The organism is Vagococcus lutrae (assembly GCF_023299185.1).
In the GTDB taxonomy this organism is placed as follows: domain Bacteria; phylum Bacillota; class Bacilli; order Lactobacillales; family Vagococcaceae; genus Vagococcus_A; species Vagococcus_A lutrae.
On the sequence record NZ_CP097017.1, the window covers coordinates 1,717,501 to 1,734,902 of the forward strand.

General features: G+C 39.2%; 15 protein-coding genes and 10 tRNA genes (1 of these 25 running past the window's edge). 22 read left to right on the top strand and 3 right to left on the bottom strand.

Annotation, left to right across the window (positions count from 1 at the left end):
* The 11 genes from M2919_RS08300 to dinB form a co-directional block, all read left to right on the top strand.
* Window positions 1–11 (top strand) — tRNA-Ile (locus M2919_RS08300); it begins 63 nt to the left of the window's first position.
* A gap of 10 nt (window positions 12–21) precedes the next feature.
* Window positions 22–93, top strand: a tRNA-Glu gene (locus M2919_RS08305).
* 16 nt (window positions 94–109) lie between these two features.
* Window positions 110–199 (top strand) — tRNA-Ser (locus M2919_RS08310).
* An 11-nt stretch (window positions 200–210) separates the two neighbouring features.
* Window positions 211–283 (top strand) — tRNA-Met (locus tag M2919_RS08315).
* A gap of 2 nt (window positions 284–285) precedes the next feature.
* Window positions 286–358 (top strand) — tRNA-Asp (locus M2919_RS08320).
* A gap of 4 nt (window positions 359–362) precedes the next feature.
* Window positions 363–435, top strand: a tRNA-Phe gene (locus tag M2919_RS08325).
* Between the two features lie 11 nt (window positions 436–446).
* Window positions 447–517 (top strand) — tRNA-Gly (locus tag M2919_RS08330).
* Between the two features lie 27 nt (window positions 518–544).
* A tRNA-Ile gene (locus M2919_RS08335) sits at window positions 545–618 on the top strand.
* A 3-nt stretch (window positions 619–621) separates the two neighbouring features.
* Window positions 622–709 (top strand) — tRNA-Ser (locus M2919_RS08340).
* Between the two features lie 9 nt (window positions 710–718).
* Window positions 719–790 (top strand) — tRNA-Glu (locus M2919_RS08345).
* 111 nt (window positions 791–901) lie between these two features.
* Window positions 902–2,023 carry a DNA polymerase IV gene (gene dinB / locus M2919_RS08350; RefSeq protein ID WP_126760971.1) on the top strand — a complete coding sequence of 374 codons (1,122 nt, stop codon included), beginning with the start codon at window positions 902–904 and terminating at the stop codon, window positions 2,021–2,023.
* 18 nt (window positions 2,024–2,041) lie between these two features.
* Here the strand turns inward: dinB and M2919_RS08355 are convergent, their stop codons facing one another.
* Window positions 2,042–2,491: a YueI family protein gene (locus M2919_RS08355; RefSeq protein ID WP_248848625.1), complete on the bottom strand. Its 450-nt coding sequence runs from the start codon at window positions 2,489–2,491 to the stop codon at window positions 2,042–2,044.
* 124 nt (window positions 2,492–2,615) lie between these two features.
* On the opposite strand from M2919_RS08355, the gene M2919_RS08360 reads away from it, so the two are divergent.
* The gene (locus M2919_RS08360) at window positions 2,616–3,245 is read left to right on the top strand and encodes an MBL fold metallo-hydrolase (protein ID WP_126760967.1); all 630 of its coding nucleotides are present in this window, start codon (window positions 2,616–2,618) and stop codon (window positions 3,243–3,245) included.
* 79 nt (window positions 3,246–3,324) lie between these two features.
* A complete protein-coding gene (locus M2919_RS08365) occupies window positions 3,325–3,645 on the top strand; it encodes a putative heavy metal-binding protein (RefSeq protein ID WP_023606785.1) in 321 nt (106 codons plus the stop codon).
* 33 nt (window positions 3,646–3,678) lie between these two features.
* Here M2919_RS08365 and M2919_RS08370 read toward each other — a convergent pair whose 3' ends face one another.
* Both M2919_RS08370 and M2919_RS08375 read right to left on the bottom strand, forming a co-directional pair.
* Window positions 3,679–5,793 (bottom strand): FtsX-like permease family protein, encoded by a 2,115-nt coding sequence (locus M2919_RS08370; RefSeq protein WP_248848626.1) that lies wholly within the window; start codon window positions 5,791–5,793, stop codon window positions 3,679–3,681.
* Window positions 5,765–6,538 carry an ABC transporter ATP-binding protein gene (locus M2919_RS08375; RefSeq protein WP_126761001.1) on the bottom strand — a complete coding sequence of 258 codons (774 nt, stop codon included), beginning with the start codon at window positions 6,536–6,538 and terminating at the stop codon, window positions 5,765–5,767. Before M2919_RS08375 ends, M2919_RS08370 begins: the two co-directional genes overlap by 29 nt.
* A gap of 204 nt (window positions 6,539–6,742) precedes the next feature.
* Here M2919_RS08375 and M2919_RS08380 point away from each other — a divergent pair, with 204 nt between their 5' ends.
* The 9 genes from M2919_RS08380 (at window position 6,743) to M2919_RS08420 (ending at window position 17,367) form a co-directional block, all read left to right on the top strand.
* Entirely contained in the window at window positions 6,743–7,957 is a 1,215-nt protein-coding gene (locus M2919_RS08380; RefSeq protein WP_248848627.1) for an acetyl-CoA C-acetyltransferase, read from the top strand.
* 373 nt (window positions 7,958–8,330) lie between these two features.
* Entirely contained in the window at window positions 8,331–9,971 is a 1,641-nt protein-coding gene (locus M2919_RS08385; RefSeq protein ID WP_248849497.1) for a glycerol-3-phosphate dehydrogenase/oxidase, read from the top strand.
* 17 nt (window positions 9,972–9,988) lie between these two features.
* The gene (locus M2919_RS08390) at window positions 9,989–10,780 is read left to right on the top strand and encodes an MIP/aquaporin family protein (RefSeq protein WP_126760956.1); all 792 of its coding nucleotides are present in this window, start codon (window positions 9,989–9,991) and stop codon (window positions 10,778–10,780) included.
* Window positions 10,781–10,824: 44 nt separating this feature from the next.
* Complete coding sequence (glpK, locus tag M2919_RS08395) at window positions 10,825–12,324, top strand: glycerol kinase GlpK (RefSeq protein ID WP_248848628.1); 1,500 nt, start codon at window positions 10,825–10,827, stop codon at window positions 12,322–12,324.
* Window positions 12,325–12,562: 238 nt separating this feature from the next.
* Window positions 12,563–13,126 (top strand): alkyl hydroperoxide reductase subunit C, encoded by a 564-nt coding sequence (ahpC, locus tag M2919_RS08400; RefSeq protein ID WP_023606792.1) that lies wholly within the window; start codon window positions 12,563–12,565, stop codon window positions 13,124–13,126.
* 12 nt (window positions 13,127–13,138) lie between these two features.
* Window positions 13,139–14,674 (top strand): alkyl hydroperoxide reductase subunit F, encoded by a 1,536-nt coding sequence (gene ahpF, locus M2919_RS08405; protein ID WP_202585146.1) that lies wholly within the window; start codon window positions 13,139–13,141, stop codon window positions 14,672–14,674.
* A 100-nt stretch (window positions 14,675–14,774) separates the two neighbouring features.
* Window positions 14,775–15,707, top strand: coding sequence for a sugar-binding transcriptional regulator (locus M2919_RS08410; RefSeq protein ID WP_248848629.1), 933 nt, complete (start codon window positions 14,775–14,777; stop codon window positions 15,705–15,707).
* Between the two features lie 86 nt (window positions 15,708–15,793).
* Window positions 15,794–16,462, top strand: coding sequence for a deoxyribose-phosphate aldolase (deoC, locus tag M2919_RS08415; RefSeq protein WP_126760940.1), 669 nt, complete (start codon window positions 15,794–15,796; stop codon window positions 16,460–16,462).
* Between the two features lie 137 nt (window positions 16,463–16,599).
* On the top strand, window positions 16,600–17,367 hold the full coding sequence (locus M2919_RS08420; protein ID WP_248848630.1) for a TraX family protein: 768 nt from the start codon (window positions 16,600–16,602) through the stop codon (window positions 17,365–17,367).
* Window positions 17,368–17,402 lie beyond the last annotated feature (35 nt).

Here is a 17,402-nt window from a genome sequence, read left to right on the forward strand (position 1 = left end):
ATTTAGGCCCATAATAAATAAGGCCCGTTGGTCAAGCGGTTAAGACACCGCCCTTTCACGGCGGTAACACGGGTTCGAGTCCCGTACGGGTCATTTATAATTATAATATGGAGGATTACCCAAGTCTGGCTGAAGGGAACGGTCTTGAAAACCGTCAGGCGTGTAAAAGCGTGCGGGGGTTCGAATCCCTCATCCTCCTTTTAAAAATATCGCGGGATGGAGCAGTTGGCAGCTCGTCGGGCTCATAACCCGAAGGTCGTAGGTTCAAGTCCTACTCCCGCAATTGGTTCCGTGGTGTAGGGGTTAACATGCCTGCCTGTCACGCAGGAGATCGCGGGTTCGATTCCCGTCGGAACCGTCTCGGCTCGGTAGCTCAGTTGGTAGAGCAACGGATTGAAGCTCCGTGTGTCGGCAGTTCGATTCTGTCCCGAGCCATTTGGTAAGGTGCGGGTGTAGTTTAGTGGTAAAACTACAGCCTTCCAAGCTGTTGTCGCGAGTTCGATTCTCGTCACCCGCTTTATTGTAATCACAATAAATTTTCTTGGGGCCTATAGCTCAGCTGGTTAGAGCGCACGCCTGATAAGCGTGAGGTCGATGGTTCGAGTCCATTTAGGCCCATTTGGGGAAGTACTCAAGAGGCTGAAGAGGCGCCCCTGCTAAGGGTGTAGGTCGGGAAACCGGCGCGAGGGTTCAAATCCCTCCTTCTCCGTTTTTTTAAGGCCCGTTGGTCAAGCGGTTAAGACACCGCCCTTTCACGGCGGTAACACGGGTTCGAGTCCCGTACGGGTCATAAGACACTAACAATGGTTAGTGTCTTTTTTTTGATTTTATAAGAACGAATGTTCGTGGTATAATAGAGGAAAGAGTTACAATCTAAGATATAGTGAGGAGGGCAGCGACGGTGGAAATACGAATTCCTTTAAAAAATGATACTACTCGTAAAATTATTCATATCGATATGGATGCTTTTTATGCGTCGATTGAAGAACGAGATCGTCCAGAGTTAAGAGGGAAACCGCTTGTTATTGCTCGTCATCCAAAAGAAACCAATGGTCGTGGTGTCGTTACCACGGCGAATTATGAAGCACGACAGTATGGGATACATTCTGCTATGAGCGCACAAAAAGCGTATGAACTCTGTCCGCATGCTAATTTTGTAAAAGGAGATTTAAATTATTATCGTGAAGTTTCTGCGAAGATTCATGCTATTTTTCATCGCTATACGGATATGATTGAACCACTATCGCTTGATGAAGCATATCTAGATGTTACTGAAAACAAAATAGGGAGTACTAGTGCGATTAAAATTGCGACGTTGATTCAACGAGATATTTGGCGAGAATTACACTTAACCTGTTCAGCTGGTGTTAGTTATAATAAATTTATTGCTAAGTTAGCTTCGGATTATCAGAAACCACGCGGTCAAACGGTGGTCTTGCCAGATGAAGCAGTTTCTTTTTTACGTGGATTACCGATTGATAAGTTCCAAGGAGTCGGAAGAAAGACGCTACCTCGCATGCATGAGCGGGGGATTTTCACTGGAGAAGATTTATATCAATGGGAAGAAATGAGGTTGATTCAAGAGTTTGGTAAGATGGGCTATCATTTATATCGCCGGGTTAGAGGCGTTGATAATCGGCCTGTTAATCCTAATCGTGAGCGTAAATCTTTAGGTCGTGAACGGACATTTAATCCGCCGTTAAGAACGGAGGAAGAGGTTATGGTGAAATTACGTGAAATTGCTTATTTACTCGCACAACATTTAAGTAAAAATAGGTTACATGGTCAAATTATCGTTTTAAAAGTGAGAAATAGTGAGTTTGAAACGGTGACAAAACGGCGCAGTTTACCGTATTTTATTCATCGAGAAGAAGATTTGTTCTATCTAGCTAAAGAGATTTGGGAAAGTATGACAATTGAGACGCAATCATTAGCTATTCGCTTATTAGGGATTACCATGACGGGGCTAGCCCCTCACGAGTATGATGTGATGACTTTGCCACTATATCCGCAAAAAAAATAAAGACATACGTTGATGTCTTTATTTGAAGCGTTCAAAGAAGCTAGTCGTCTTGGTTGTGTGATTTTCTTTTTGGTTGAGATATGAAGTGGTGGTCGTTTTAGATGGTTGATATAAAAAATCTGGATAGTTGACGGCGATATCTGCTACGTAAACGACACCAATAGCATCTAACTCATTTTGGTCTGTTTGAATGATCGTAAATGGGACTTCATGTTTCTGTGCAATTTTTATAAAAGCCATCCGAGCCTTAGTTGGCGCACTGCTGTTTATTTTTAAAGCATGTCCGGGCTGTGCCAAAATGACTTCTTCGGCATGTTTTTGTGCTGCAGTAGAGGTCATTTCTTTGTTTTGAATAGCTAGTAGAATACGCTCTTCAAATTCTCCTAAATAGCGTTTTTTTTCATGCGGTTTCAACTCAGGCGCACCTTTAATGCCCTTGTCTAAATAATCTTGAATATCTTTACCCATGAAACCCTCTTCCTTTCTTGTGAATACTCTATTTATCATAGCATATCCTTTAAGGAGAATAAAATGATTGGCAAGAATTGTGTAGATTAGTTATACTGAAGGAGTAGAAAAGGAGTCGATAAAAATGATTGAAATTAAACAATTAGTAACAGGACCAGTTGAAGAAAACTGTTATTTTATTTACAATGACGAATCGATGTTGATAGTGGATCCAGGTGAGGATGAGGTAGAAATTAAGCGTATAGTAGAAGAGCTAGGGCGAAAGCCGGTTGCGATATTATTAACGCATACGCATTATGACCACATCGGCGCAGTGGAAACGATTCGTCATACCTATGATATTCCAGTATATGTTCATCCAATCGAACAAGAATGGTTAGGCAATCCGACGTTAAATCTTTCAGGAAGACACCCGGGTATGAAAGATATCGTAGTGGCACCTGCAGAGCATGAATTTGAACTTAAAGATTATACGTTAGGTGGCATGACGTTTAAAGTGGTTCATACGCCAGGACACTCTCCAGGAAGTGTGAGTTTTATTTTCCCAGAAGCTCGCTTTGTGGTTAGTGGTGACGCATTATTCGCTGGGAGTGTGGGGCGCTCTGATTTACCATTTGGTGACGGAAAACAGTTGTTAGAAGTAATCAAATCTGAACTGTTCACGTTGCCAAAAGACTATGCTGTCTATCCAGGGCATCGCGGTGCTTCGACGATTGGTAAGGAAATCGAAACAAATCCTTTCTTCCGTTCTTAATAAATGGTTCTCAAGTCGGATGTTTCAATCATCTCTCTTTGCTATAATAACTGTAAATAGAATCTTAGGAGGAGATTGAGTGATTATTACCACAACAAACGAAATTAAGGGAAAAGAAATTGTAGGGTATGAAGGCATTGTTTTTGGAGAAGTTATTACCGGAATCAATATGTTTAAAGATATGGGGGCAGGACTCCGTAACATGTTTGGTGGACGCTCTAAAGGGTATGAGAAAGAATTATTACAAGCCAGAGAAGAAGCCTTGGCGGAAATGGGGGAGCGTGCTGCTTACCTAGGTGCTGATGCAGTGATTGGTTCTAAAATGGATTATGAAGTGCTTGGCTCAGATAATGGCATGTTAATGGTGACGTGTAGCGGTACGGCAGTTAGGCTTAAATAAAAAAGACGTTTCTAGCTTAGCTAGAAACGTCTTTTATTTTGCATAAGTTTTTAAATGAAATAAGTAACGACGTCGTGAAAAGAAAAAGAAGAGTGATTGGAAAAAGAAGTACCACATGATTACTTGAAGCCAGGGTTTTACCAGTGTGGTGGTACCAAGTAATCTTTTTAAGGCGAAAGTGGCCATAGTGAAATGGGACGTCGCAATAATTAACGGTAAAAAGAACATTAAAAATAGTTCAATAGACACGATTCTTTTTTGTTCAGTAGGCCCGACGCCAATGAAATACAAAGTTTGGTAGTAGTCAGCCTCTTCTTTTAAGCCACCAAATAGTCTGAAGTAACTAATACTTGCAGCAAAAACAAAAAAGACGGCACCGAGTAAAAAGCTCACGATAAGAATCAATCCGTTTGTTTGCTTGAGTGTCAGCCAAGTGAAATATAAAGAAGAGAGGCTAAACGATTGTTGCTCAAGCTGTTGTAGTTGTTGTGATTCTTTTGATGTCAATATTTGATGTCCTTGTGTTTTGTTATAAAGTAGGTCGAGTTTTTGATTGATTTCTCTAGATTTTGTTCCTAATTTTTTTTCTACTGCGTGATAAACGTTTGCCGCTTGTTGCCATTCATTAAAATGTATCAGCGTGAGATGTTCTGTCAGCGCTGATAGCGTTTCTGTTTGCTTGTCTGTCGAAGCTAGGTAATGTTGTGAGATTTCTTCGTACATTTTATCGGTGACTATCACAGTGGGGTTGACCCATTCAAAACGATAGTCATGATTTCTAGGGTGTACGGTCATTTTTTGAGAGCTTCCTTGGTAATAAATGGTTTGATGGGAAACGTGATTCAAAGGGACGATTTTTGAGGTTTCATCGTGTTCGAAAGCAGTTCCAGTCATGAGATAAAGATCATTATCAGATTTCAAAGATAGCGTTTCTTCTTTTTTGAAACGCGCCATTTCATTGTAAGTCGATAAAGAGAGTACCTGATAAGGCATAGACGTAGGAGTATCTGTTGAGTCATCGGTAAAAGTTACGATGATTCGTGTATCAGGTGTTTGCTTGATATAATCATAGCCAGCTTTTTTTATTTCTTGTTCGATAATGTCAATATTTTGCTCATGGAGTTTTGAAACGTCTGGTCGTGTCTTATCTTGCTGATACTGATAAGTATAAGCAAATGAGAGTTCTGTTTGGCCAGCAAATTCAGAGCCGTTTAAGGAAAGTGTCGTTCCCGTTGCGACAAAAGCAATAGCAGCGAAAGTAGCAATTAAAAAATACATATTGGCATTATCTTTAATACGATAAAGTAATTGATTCGTAACTAATAGATAGCGTCCACGATAAATAGATGGATGTTTTTTAATGCGTGATAAAACGAGAATAGTAAATTGTTTGAAAAAAAGGTAGGTTCCTAAAATCGTTATTAACACGCCCATAAGTAATAAGAGTGGGTAAGCATAATAATCTTGATTGACAAATTCCCACACGAGTCGATAACCGACGCCTATACATAGTAAGCTGGTTATGCCTAGCAACCAAGAATGTTTTGGAGGTGGCGCCATTGCTCCCTGTGTTTGAAGAATGAGATTTAATTTTTTTGATTTCAGTCGAATTAAGGTGACAATCGTAATGATGAAAAAAAGCGTTCCATAAACCTTTAGCGTCCTGTTAAAAGAGGCTTGTGGCCAATACATCGTTAATGGTTGCTCTAGTAGCAATACTGTTTGAGCGATAAGAAAAAGAAATTTCGTAAAGAGTAAGCCGATACTAATACCACTTATGAAACTAGCGCAGGCGATTATCATATTTTCTGCGATGAGCATGATTTTTAATTTATAAGGCGACATACCTAAAATGAGATAGGTTGCCAAATCTTGTTCTCGACTTTTGATAAAAATATTGAAGGCGTAACCTAAGAAGATAATCGACATTAAAATAATGACAACTTGAGCCACACCAAAAGCTGCGGCAGTTAGTAATGAGATGGGATCATAACTAAGTGTATCGATTTCTTTTTTTAACATCGGATGATGAGCAATGGTGGAAACGAGAAAAAATATCATAATGGAAAACGTACTGCTAAAGTAATAAGAGGCAAATGACCGGCCGTTGCGAAAGACATTACGAAAAATGAGTTGTCTGAATGTCATGATGTTTCCCCCCCAGATGACTCAATACATCTAGTATTTTCTGATAAAAAGCCTCACGGTTGTCACCGCAATAAAGTTCATTATAAAATTGTCCGTCTTTAATAAAAATGACGCGTTTGGAATAACTAGCTGAAACAGGATCATGCGTCACCATCAAGGTGGTAATTTGTTTTTCTTGATTAAGTTTTTCAAATAATTGCATGACGTGCATCGCCGCTTTTGAATCTAAATTCCCGGTCGGTTCATCAGCGAGCAGTAACTGTGGCTGATGAATCAGCGCCCGTCCGATTGCTACGCGTTGCGCTTCTCCGCCAGATATTTCATAAATACGTTTATTTGCCAAGTGACTGATGTCGAGTTCAATCATGATTTTATGGGCTTGTGTTAGACACTCGGTAGGAGCAATACCATCTAATGTGAGTGGTAACATGATATTTTCAATAACGGTCAGTGTTTTTAATAAGTTAAATTGCTGAAAAACGATGCCTAATTCTTGGCGTCTAAAGGCTGCAAGCTTATCTTTTGATAAACGATGAGGTTGTTGATTGGCTATTAATAGTTCTCCTCTTGAAGGGGTATCTAATGTGGCAATTAAGTTTAATAAGGTTGTCTTTCCGCTTCCAGAAGGCCCCATAATACTGACAAATTCGCCACTATCGACGCGCAAGTCAATTTTTTTTAGAGCCTCCACAGGAACGGCACCGTGATAGACTTTTGAGACATCTTTTAATTCTAATAGCATCATACTCGCTCCTTTTTCATGATTCATATGTTCAGTATACATTATTTTAAGTCGTAACTGAGGGAGAGAATGTCGATTTATCCTTACAATCTTGTCAGATAATTGTTAAATAACTCTTTAATTGTGTGTGACAGAATAGTATTCTGTTGTTTTTTCAGTTAAAATATAAACGATTATCGAATCCGAACGCGAAAGGATGAAACGACGATGAAAGTTTATATAGTTGGGGCAAAGAGAACACCCATAGGTTCTTTTATGGGAAGTTTAAAAAATAAATCAGCCAGTGAGTTAGGAAGTGTGGCTATTCAAGCGGCGCTTGAAAGTGCTAAAGTTACGGCTCATCAAGTCGATGAAGTGATAATGGGACATGTTTTAAGTGCAGGTCAGGGACAAGGGCCAGCCAGACAAGCTAGTCTAGGTGCAGGACTTCCAGATTCAGTAGTGGCACATAGTGTCAATATGGTGTGTGGCAGTGGCATGAAGGCGATGATAAATGGCTATGCGCAGATACAAGCGGGATTAGCAAAGATTATCGTGGCAGGGGGAATGGAGTCGATGAGTCAGGCCCCTTACTTATTGCCTAAAGAAACACGCAGTGGCTTGAAAATGGGCGAGCGCAGCTTGATTGATAGTCTTATTATCGATGGCTTAACTGATAGTCACTACCATTATCACATGGGGCTTACTGCAGAACAATTAGGTGAAGAGTTTGTTATAAGTCGTGAAGAACAGGATAACTATGCGTTTGATTCGCAGCAAAAAGCGATTGCTGCTGTGGATGACGAGGCTTTTGTTCGCGAAATTGCTCCAGTAAGAGTATCCGTTAGAGGAAAAGAAGAATGGTTTTCAGAAGACGAGTATCCCAATCGAAAAACCTCTTTAGAAAAGCTAGCACGCCTTCGACCGGCATTTAAAAACGATGGAAATGTGACAGCTGGAAATGCTTCTGGGATTAATGACGGTGCAAGCGCAGTCGTTTTAGCATCTGATGGTGTGGTAGAGCAAGAGCAACTTACACCATTAGTAGAAATCATCGGAATTGGTCAAAGTGGTGTCGATCCGCTACGTATGGGACTAGGACCGGTCAAAGCGATTGAGTCAGCTCTTGCAATGGCGAAACTCTCACTGTCAGATATTGATTATTTAGAAATAAATGAAGCTTTTTCTTCACAAAGCATTGCGGTGTTAAAAGAATTAAGCGCACAACATGCGGTATCAGAAGAAAGTTTGCTGAAAAAAACGAATATCAAAGGTGGGGCTATTGCACTTGGGCATCCAATTGGGGCATCGGGTAGTCGTATTTTAGTGACATTGATCCATATTCTAAGAGAAAAGAATGCGAAATATGGCGTTGCTTCTCTTTGTATCGGTGGGGGTATGGGAATTGCTATGGTAGTAAAAAATACGGAATTTTCTGACTAAACAGTAAAATGGTATAGTCATTTGTTTAAAGTATATAAAAAGAAGAAGCTCAGCTTGTGTGCTTCTTCTTTTTTGTTATCTTTTATTAAACACCTTATAAAAAATATGATAAAAAAGTGATGAAATAAAATAATGTTTTCTTTTAAAAGAGGATAAATGAAGAGTGTAAAAGGATTGGTTGTTTTTTCACAATCTATTGTAAGGATATCGCTTACAAGTTTGTTAATTCACGATTTTTAATCGGTTTAATTCTTTGTGATGTTTTACTGTACAAACCTATTAAATAGGGGTATAATAAAATTATCTTTTAATTATGGATAATAAATGTATCTAATTGAAAGGTAAAAAAGAATGATTTAGAGAGGTGAGTCGTATGATATTTTCTGAAGAAACTCGAGTGAATAACTTGAAAAAAATGTCAGAAAAAGAGTTAGATATTTTAGTGATTGGTGGTGGTATTACAGGAGCTGGTATAGTTCTGGATGGTGTCACGCGCGGCTTGGATATGGGAATGGTTGAGATGCGTGATTTCGGTTCTGGAACATCAAGTCGTTCGACGAAACTAGTACACGGTGGCTTACGTTATTTACAACAGTTTGAAGTGAAAACGGTTGCGGAAGTCGGACAGGAACGTGCGGTAGTTTATGAAAATGCCCCACAAATTACAACACCTTTAAAAATGGTTCTTCCTTTTTATAAAGGCGGTACATTTGGTCCGTTAACAACCGCTATTGGGTTAGATATGTATGACTTTCTAGCACGTGTCAAACGTTCTGAAAGAAAATTTATGCTAAACAAAGAAGAATCATTGAAACGTGAACCGCTTATTCGAGCAGAGGGCTTAAAAGGAACGGGTGTGTACGTCGAATATCGTACGGATGATAGTCGCTTAACACTCGAAACAATTAAGAAAGCTTCAGAATTAGGAGCACACGTTGCAAACTATACAAAAGTAACGAAATTATTATACAGTCATGAAACAGGTCAAGTAATTGGTGTCAGAGCATTAGATTTAGTGAATAAAGTTGAATACCCGATTTACGCCAAACGTGTGGTCAATGCAGCAGGTCCATGGGTAGATAATATTCGTGAAATGGATAACTCTAAAAAAGGGAAATACTTACATTTAACGAAAGGCGTTCACTTAGTGTTTGACGGAAAGCGCTTCCCTCTAAAAAATGCCATGTATTTTGATACACCGTTTAAAGATAAACGGATGATGTTTGCTATTCCACGTGAAGAAAAAGTTTACGTTGGGACGACCGATACTTTCTATGATAAAGATCAGCGTGAACCAGGTGTGACGATGGAAGATGTCACTTATATTTTAAATGCTGTCAATCAAGTTTTTGATATTGAACCGTTGACGCTAGCTGATATCGAATCTTCTTGGTCCGGTGTAAGACCATTGATACATGAAGAAGGAAAAAGCCCATCTGAAATCTCACGTAAAGATGAAATATTCCATTCAGAAACTGGCCTTTACTCTATCGCAGGGGGGAAATTGACTGGTTATCGTAAAATGGCTGAAGAAATTGTCGATAAAGTATTAAAAGACCTATCTCAAAATGAAGGTTACACGTATGTACCATGTGCGACTAAACATCTTACGTTATCAGGTGGTGACGGTTTTGCAGAATTTAAAGCACGTCATATTGAGCTGGGAGTTAGTGAATATGGGTTAACTGCAGAAGAAGCGGACAAACTCGTTCAACGTTATGGTAGTAATGTGACGGCTGTTTATAATTATCTCGATCAAAATCAAGAAACACGGTTACCACGTATTGAAGCCGCTATGTTGCAATATGGTTTGGAACATGAGATGACGATTCACCCGATTGACTTCTTGCTACGTCGTAGTAGTTATATGCTCTTTAATATGGCACGTTGTGAAGAAATTTATCAAGATGTCATTAATGAAATGGCGACTTACTATGATTGGTCAGAAGAATATCAAGAACAGATGATTGAAGAAACAGAAACAGAAATTAAGCAACACATAAACTTTACATAGAAAAGGGGCGAGCAGTAATGACAGGATTTTATGCAGAATTGATTGGAACAATGGTTTTGATTGTGTTTGGTAGTGGTGTGGTAGCGGGAAATCTCTTAATTAAGAGTAAGTCGTTTAATATGGGATGGGTTGGCATTACCATCGCTTGGGCACTAGGTGTTACTTTAGGTGTTTATGTCGTAGCAGGAGCGAGTGATGCACACTTGAACCCGGCAGTGACATTGGCATTTGCTATGATTGGGGCATTTCCATGGGCAGAGGTACCTGCTTATATCGCTGGTCAGATGATTGGTGCTATGTTAGGTGCAGTACTTGTCTACTTAGTTTATAGTAACCACTGGAAATTAACAGAAAGTCAAGGAGATAAATTAGGCATATTTGCAACAGGACCAGCAGACCGCAATTATACGGCTAACTTTATTACAGAAATTATTGGAACATTTATGTTAACATTTGGTCTTCTTTCTATCGGTGCGAATGAACTTTCTTCAGGCTTTAATCCGATTGTCGTTGGGTTATTGATTTTAGCAATTGGTTTATCTCTAGGTGGACCAACAGGATATGCCATTAATCCAGCTCGTGACTTAGGACCTCGTATTGCTCATGCGATTTTACCGATTGCCGGTAAAGGAGATTCTGACTGGGGATACGCTTGGATTCCAGTTGTCGGGCCAATCGTTGGAGGAATTGCAGGGGCTTACTTCTATGACAGTGTTTATGCCTCTCATTCTGTTGTCGGATTAATCGTCTTTATAGTTATCGTAGGAGCATTAGTCTTTGTGACAAAAAGCAGTGACCAAGCAGCTTAAATATACTAGAAAATAATCACTAAAGAGATAGCGGAGGGAAACTCATGAGAAAAGAAAAATATGTAATGGCGATAGATCAAGGAACTACTAGCACACGTGCGATTTTATTTAATAAACAAGGCGAAGTCGTACATACCGCTCAAAAAGAATTTACCCAACATTTTCCACATCCAGGCTGGGTTGAACATGATGCTAATGAAATTTGGGTGACAGTACAAGCAGTTATTGCCACGGTCTTGATTGAATCAGATACACGTCCAGAACAGATTGACTCAATTGGTATTACCAATCAACGTGAAACAACAGTCATTTGGGACAAAAAGACTGGCTTACCGATTTATCATGCATTAGTCTGGCAATCACGTCAAACGAGTGAAATCGCCGACCAATTGATTGAAGACGGTCATAAGGAAATGATTCGTCAAAAAACAGGTTTAATCGTCGATGCGTACTTCTCTGGAACTAAAATTAAATGGATTTTAGATCAAGTAGAAGGGTCACGTGAACGAGCTAAAAATGGAGAACTACTCTTTGGTACGATTGACACTTGGCTTATTTGGAAATTAACTGGTGGCGAAGTGCACGTGACGGACTATACTAACGCATCTCGTACGATGATTTATAATATCCATGAATTGAAATGGGATGAAGAATTACTAGAATTACTCGATATTCCTAAAGAAATGTTGCCAGAAGTACGTCCTTCTTCTGAAATTTACGGTAAGACAGTGTCTTATCATATGTTTGGACAAGAAGTTCCTATTGCAGGCGTAGCAGGGGACCAACAAGCGGCCCTCTTCGGTCAAAATTGTTTTGAAGCAGGGAATATTAAAAACACATATGGAACAGGCTGTTTCATCTTGATGAATACTGGAAATAAACCAGTCGATTCTGCTAACGGTTTAGTTACCACGATTGCAGCAAGTGTCGATGATGACCAAGTTCAATATGCGCTTGAAGGAAGTGTCTTCGTAGCAGGGTCAGCTGTTCAATGGTTACGTGACGGCTTACGCATGGTGGAAAAAGCTTCTCAAACAGAAAAATATGCCGTAGATGCGAAATCTTCTGACAATGTTTATGTTGTTCCTGCCTTTGTTGGTTTAGGAGCACCTCATTGGGATACGGATGCTCGAGGGGCAATCTTTGGTTTGACACGTGGTACGTCGAAAGAAATCTTTATCCGTGCGACACTAGAATCCATTGCCTATCAAACAAAAGACGTTATGGAAACCATGCGTCAAGATTCAGGTATGCCGATTACAAGCATGCGAGTAGACGGCGGTGCAGCTAATAATAATTTCTTAATGCAGTTCCAAAGTGATATTTTAGACTTAAATATTAAACGTCCGAAAGTAAGCGAAACAACAGCACTAGGTGCGGCTTACTTAGCTGGATTAGCAACAGGTTATTGGGAAAGTATCGACGAAATCCGTGAAAACTGGCAACTGGATAAAGAATACGATCCACATATGTCAGTCGAAGAACGTGACGCTTTGTATGACGGCTGGAAAAAAGCTGTCGCAGCTACACGCACATTCAAATAAACAAAGAAGCTCTCGTCAGAGAGCTTTTTTTGTGGCATCAATTAAATTAGATTTTTAAACATAAGTGAGAAAAAAATAATTTAAACAGTTTTACTTATTGATATATAGGTCTTTATCATTGTTTTCACTTTATAATTATTATAATTAAGCTTGACATCTTTTTTCCCTTAAGGCATACTAAAAGACGTAAAAGAAATTACGCGTTTAATTTCTTAAATTATTTTAGGAGGAATGTCAGATGTCATTAATTGGAAAAGAAATAGAAGCATTTGAAGCAAAAGCGTTTCAAAATGGTGAGTTTATAGATGTATCGTCAGAAGATTTTAAAGGTCAATGGAGTGTGGTTTGTTTTTATCCAGCAGACTTTTCATTTGTTTGCCCAACAGAGTTAAATGACTTACAAGATCAATATGCTACATTAAAAGAATTAGGGGCAGAAGTTTACTCTGTTTCAACTGACACACATTTTGTTCATAAAGCATGGCATGATCATTCAGATGCAATTAAAAATATTGAATATATTATGATTGGAGACCCATCTCATACTATTTCACGTCAATTTGATGTGTTAGATGAAGAACAAGGATTGGCTCAACGTGGTACGTTTATTATCGATCCAGATGGTGTCGTTCAAACAGTAGAGATTAACTCAGATGGTATCGGACGTGACGCTAGTATTTTAGTCGATAAATTAAAAGCAGCGAAATATATCCGTAAAAATCCAGGTGAAGTCTGCCCAGCTAAATGGAAAGAAGGCGAAGAAACACTAACACCAAGCTTAGATTTAGTAGGTAAAATATAAGGAGGCGTCACCATGGCGTTAGATGCAACTATCAAGCAACAACTCAATCAATATTTAGCATTATTAGAAAGTGACTTAGTTTTTACAGTAAGTCTCGATGAGACAGAAGATTCAAAGAAAGTATTAGACTTTTTAGAAGAAATTGTCGCGATGAGTTCACGTCTTTCACTTGAAAAAGCAACGTTAGCTCGTACGCCTAGTTTTGAAATCTCGTCTAAAGAACAGCCTGCTTCAGGTGTTGTCTTTGCCGGGTTACCACTAGGACATGAATTTTCTTCATTTGTCTTAGCTCTTTTACAAGTGAGTGGACGCGCTCCTAAACTGGAAGAAGCGGTTATTGCTCAAATTAAGGAATTAGAAGGCCCACTTGCTTTTGAAACTTATGTGAGTTTGAGTTGTCACAACTGTCCGGATGTCGTGCAAGCACTCAATACGATGAGTGTTCTAAACCCTAATATTACCCATACGATGATTGAAGGCGGTATGTATCAGTCTGAAGTGGAAGCTAAACAAGTGATGGCCGTACCTACCGTTTTCTTAAATGGGGAAGAATTTGCTAGTGGGCGAATGACAATGGAAGATTTACTGGCCAAATTAGGCAGCGCTCCAACGGCTGAAGACTTTGCGGATAAAGAACCGTTTGATGTTCTTGTTGTGGGTGGTGGACCAGCAGGTGCTAGTGCAGCGATTTATGCGGCACGTAAAGGGATAAAAACAGGGATTGTCGCAGAAAATATTGGAGGACAAGTCCTAGAAACATTAGGGATTGAAAACTTTATCGGTACACCGTATACAGAAGGACCGAAATTAATGGCTCAAGTCGAATCCCATATTCGTGAATACCCAGTAGACATTATGAAAACACAGCGCGCGACGAAACTTGAAAAAAATGAGTTAGTAGAAGTGACGTTAGAAAATGGCGCTGTTTTAAAGAGTAAAACAGCAATCATTAGCACGGGTGCACGTTGGCGCAGTATTGGAGTTCCGGGTGAAAAAGAGTTTAAAAACAAAGGAATTGCCTACTGTCCTCATTGTGATGGTCCACTATTTGCTGGCAAAGAAATAGCCGTTATAGGTGGCGGTAACTCAGGTATTGAAGCAGCGATTGACTTGGCTGGGGTTGTCAAACATGTGACAGTATTAGAATTTTTACCAGAACTAAAAGCCGATGAGGTCTTACAAAAACGTTTGTATTCTTTACCGAACGTGACTGTTGTAACAAACGCACAAACGAAAGAAATTACGGGGAATCAAAAAGTTGAAGGTTTAACGTATATTCATCGTGAAACAGCGGAGGAAGTCACACTGGATGTTGAAGGTGTCTTTATTTTAATAGGCTTAATGCCAAATACCGAGTGGTTAAAGGGGACACTTGATTTAACCGACCGCGGTGAGATTATCGTTGATTCACGTGGTGCAACAAGTATTCCTGGCGTATTTGCCGGTGGCGACTGTACCGACAGTATTTATAAACAAATTATCATTTCAATGGGAGCAGGTGCCACAGCCGCATTAGGCGCCTTTGATTATATGATTCGTGATATATAGTGCTGAAAGACTATCTTGAAAAAGATAGTCTTTTTTGTATGCTTGTCGTGAACCTTGATATTTGAGATAATACGATTATGAAGAAAGAAAGGGGAACGTGATGGATATAGAAAGAGACCGCTTGAGTGTTGAAGTAGCCAAGCGATATTACCAATTAGAACAAAGTCAACAAGAAATCGCAACTGCCCTAGCTCTTTCACGACCGACCGTTTCACGTTTGTTACAGCATGCTAAAGATAGAGGGTTTGTTAAAATTACGATTGCAGATCCATTTAATGACGCTCAACTATTGAGCCACGCGTTGAAAGAACGTTATAGTTTAAGAGAAGTTGTGATTGTCCCAGCGATTAGTCAGCGAGATGATGTGATTCGTCACCAATTAAGTGAAGCAACGGCTGAGTGGTTAACGAAAAATGTTCACGATAATCAAACTATTGGCGTAAGCTGGGGTAAGACGATGTATGAAATTGCTCAACAATTGCCCCCTCAAACTGTAAAAAATGTTAAAGTCGTACAGTTGAAAGGCGGAGCGAGTCATCATCAAGTGGAAACGCATGCTCATGAAACGTTACATTTGTTTAGCAAAGCATTTCACACAGAAGGAATTCCATTGCCACTTCCAGTTATATTTGAAAAAAAAGAAGTTAAACAATTAGTTGAAGAAGACCGTTTTATAAAAGAAACAATTCAAATGGGAAAAAAAGCGGACGTAGCACTTTATACAGTTGGAACGGTACGCGATGAGGCTCTCCTTTTTCGACTAAATTATTTGACAGACTCGGAAAAAAAAGGACTACAAACACATGCAGTGGGGGATATTTGTTCACGATTTTTTAATGAATCTGGAAGTATTGCAAATCCAGAATTAAATGAACGCACGATCGGCATATCATTAGATGCTTTACGAGATACCTCACAGTCAGTTTTGATTGCTGGCGGAATAAAAAAACGAGAAGCGATACTAGGTGCCTTATGTGGTCGATACTGTAATGTATTAATTATCGACCATACGACTGCCGCTTCATTGATTTAATGAAATTAATTTCATATAGAGTTTTACAAATGTTCTTTGATAGCGTATACTAAAGACAACAGAACAAATAGAGAGGATGTTGTAAAATGAACGTAGCAAAACTAATTGACCATACGGCACTTAAAGCAAACACAACAAAAGAGGATATTTTAAAATTAATCGAGGAAGCGAAAGAATACGGCTTTTTCTCAGTGTGTATTAACCCATACTGGGTATCTTTAGCAGCGAAAGAATTAGCAGAATCTGATGTTAAAGTATGTACCGTTATTGGTTTCCCTTTAGGCGCTAATAGTTCAGCTGTTAAAGCGGCGGAAACGAAACAAGCGATTGAAGATGGCGCTAATGAAGTGGATATGGTTATTAACGTAGGCGCTTTGAAGAGTGGCGATGAACAAACAGTTCTGGAAGATATTAAAGCAGTAGTGGATGCAGCAGCTGGTAAAACACTTGTCAAAGTGATTATTGAAACAGCGTTATTAACAGATGAGGAAAAAGTTAAAGCATGTCAATTAGCTGTCGAAGCAGGGGCAGATTTTGTTAAAACATCTACTGGGTTTTCAACAGCAGGAGCAAAACCTGAGGATGTGAAATTAATGAAAGAAACAGTGGGAGATAAAGCAGAAGTTAAAGCATCTGGTGGTATTCATTCCAAAGCAGATGTTGATGCAATGGTGGAAGCAGGTGCCACTCGTATTGGGGCAAGTGCAGGTATCGCCATCGTGACGGGAGCAGCGAAAGAAAGCACTGGTTATTAAAAAAAAGCAGCTATAGTAGCTGCTTTTTTTTTAGTTTTTTTTAAGATGTTTTCTGAAATTTGCAGAAATAATTTCTTTCTTTTATAATACATAACTAACTCTAACAGAGTAATAAAGTGAATATGGAGAGAGATAAATTGGAAAAAAGAAGAGGATTGTCAGGATTTGATTTAAAGATAATTGGCATTATTTTTATGGTGTTCGACCATAGCTATGATGCGTTTGTTAGTTTTGGCGCGCCATTGTGGATGACATTATTAGGCAGAACTGTCGCGCCGATTTTTTTATTTTTAAGTGCAGAAGGTTTTTATTATACACATTCGAAGTGGAAATATATGCGTAATTTATTGTTGTTTTTCTGGCTGACAAATCTTGTGACCATGACGATTTCAAGTGTATGGCCAAATAATCAGATTGTTTTGATAAATTCTATGCTAGGTACGCTCTTTTTAAGTGTCTTAGCTATGTGGTCGTGGGATGGTTTACTCTCATGGAAAACAGATCGGTCTTACTTTTGGAAAAGTTTACTCGGTTGGGCGTTTATTTTAATCACGCCGTTCATTGTCATTGCCTTATTAGGCATGTCGCTACCGATGATTGTCCTACAAATGTTGTTGTTTCTACCTAATGCCATTACAGTAGAAGGTGGGATTGTCTTTATCTTTCTAGGTTTATTATTTTATATTTTTAGAGAAAAAAGATGGGTACAAGTAAGCTTGTTAATAGCATTGGCTTTAATCGTCGGACTGCGCGGGAACTGGATTCAAGCGGCTATGGGATTTGCAGCTTTACCTATCGCTCTTTATAATGGAGCAGAAGGTAAGAAAATGAAATGGTTCTTTTATATTTTCTATCCCGCACATATTGCTGTGATATATTTAGTCGCCACATGGTTTTTCTTTTAGAAAGTAAGTAGAGAAGTAAGGAAGTATCTTTCCTT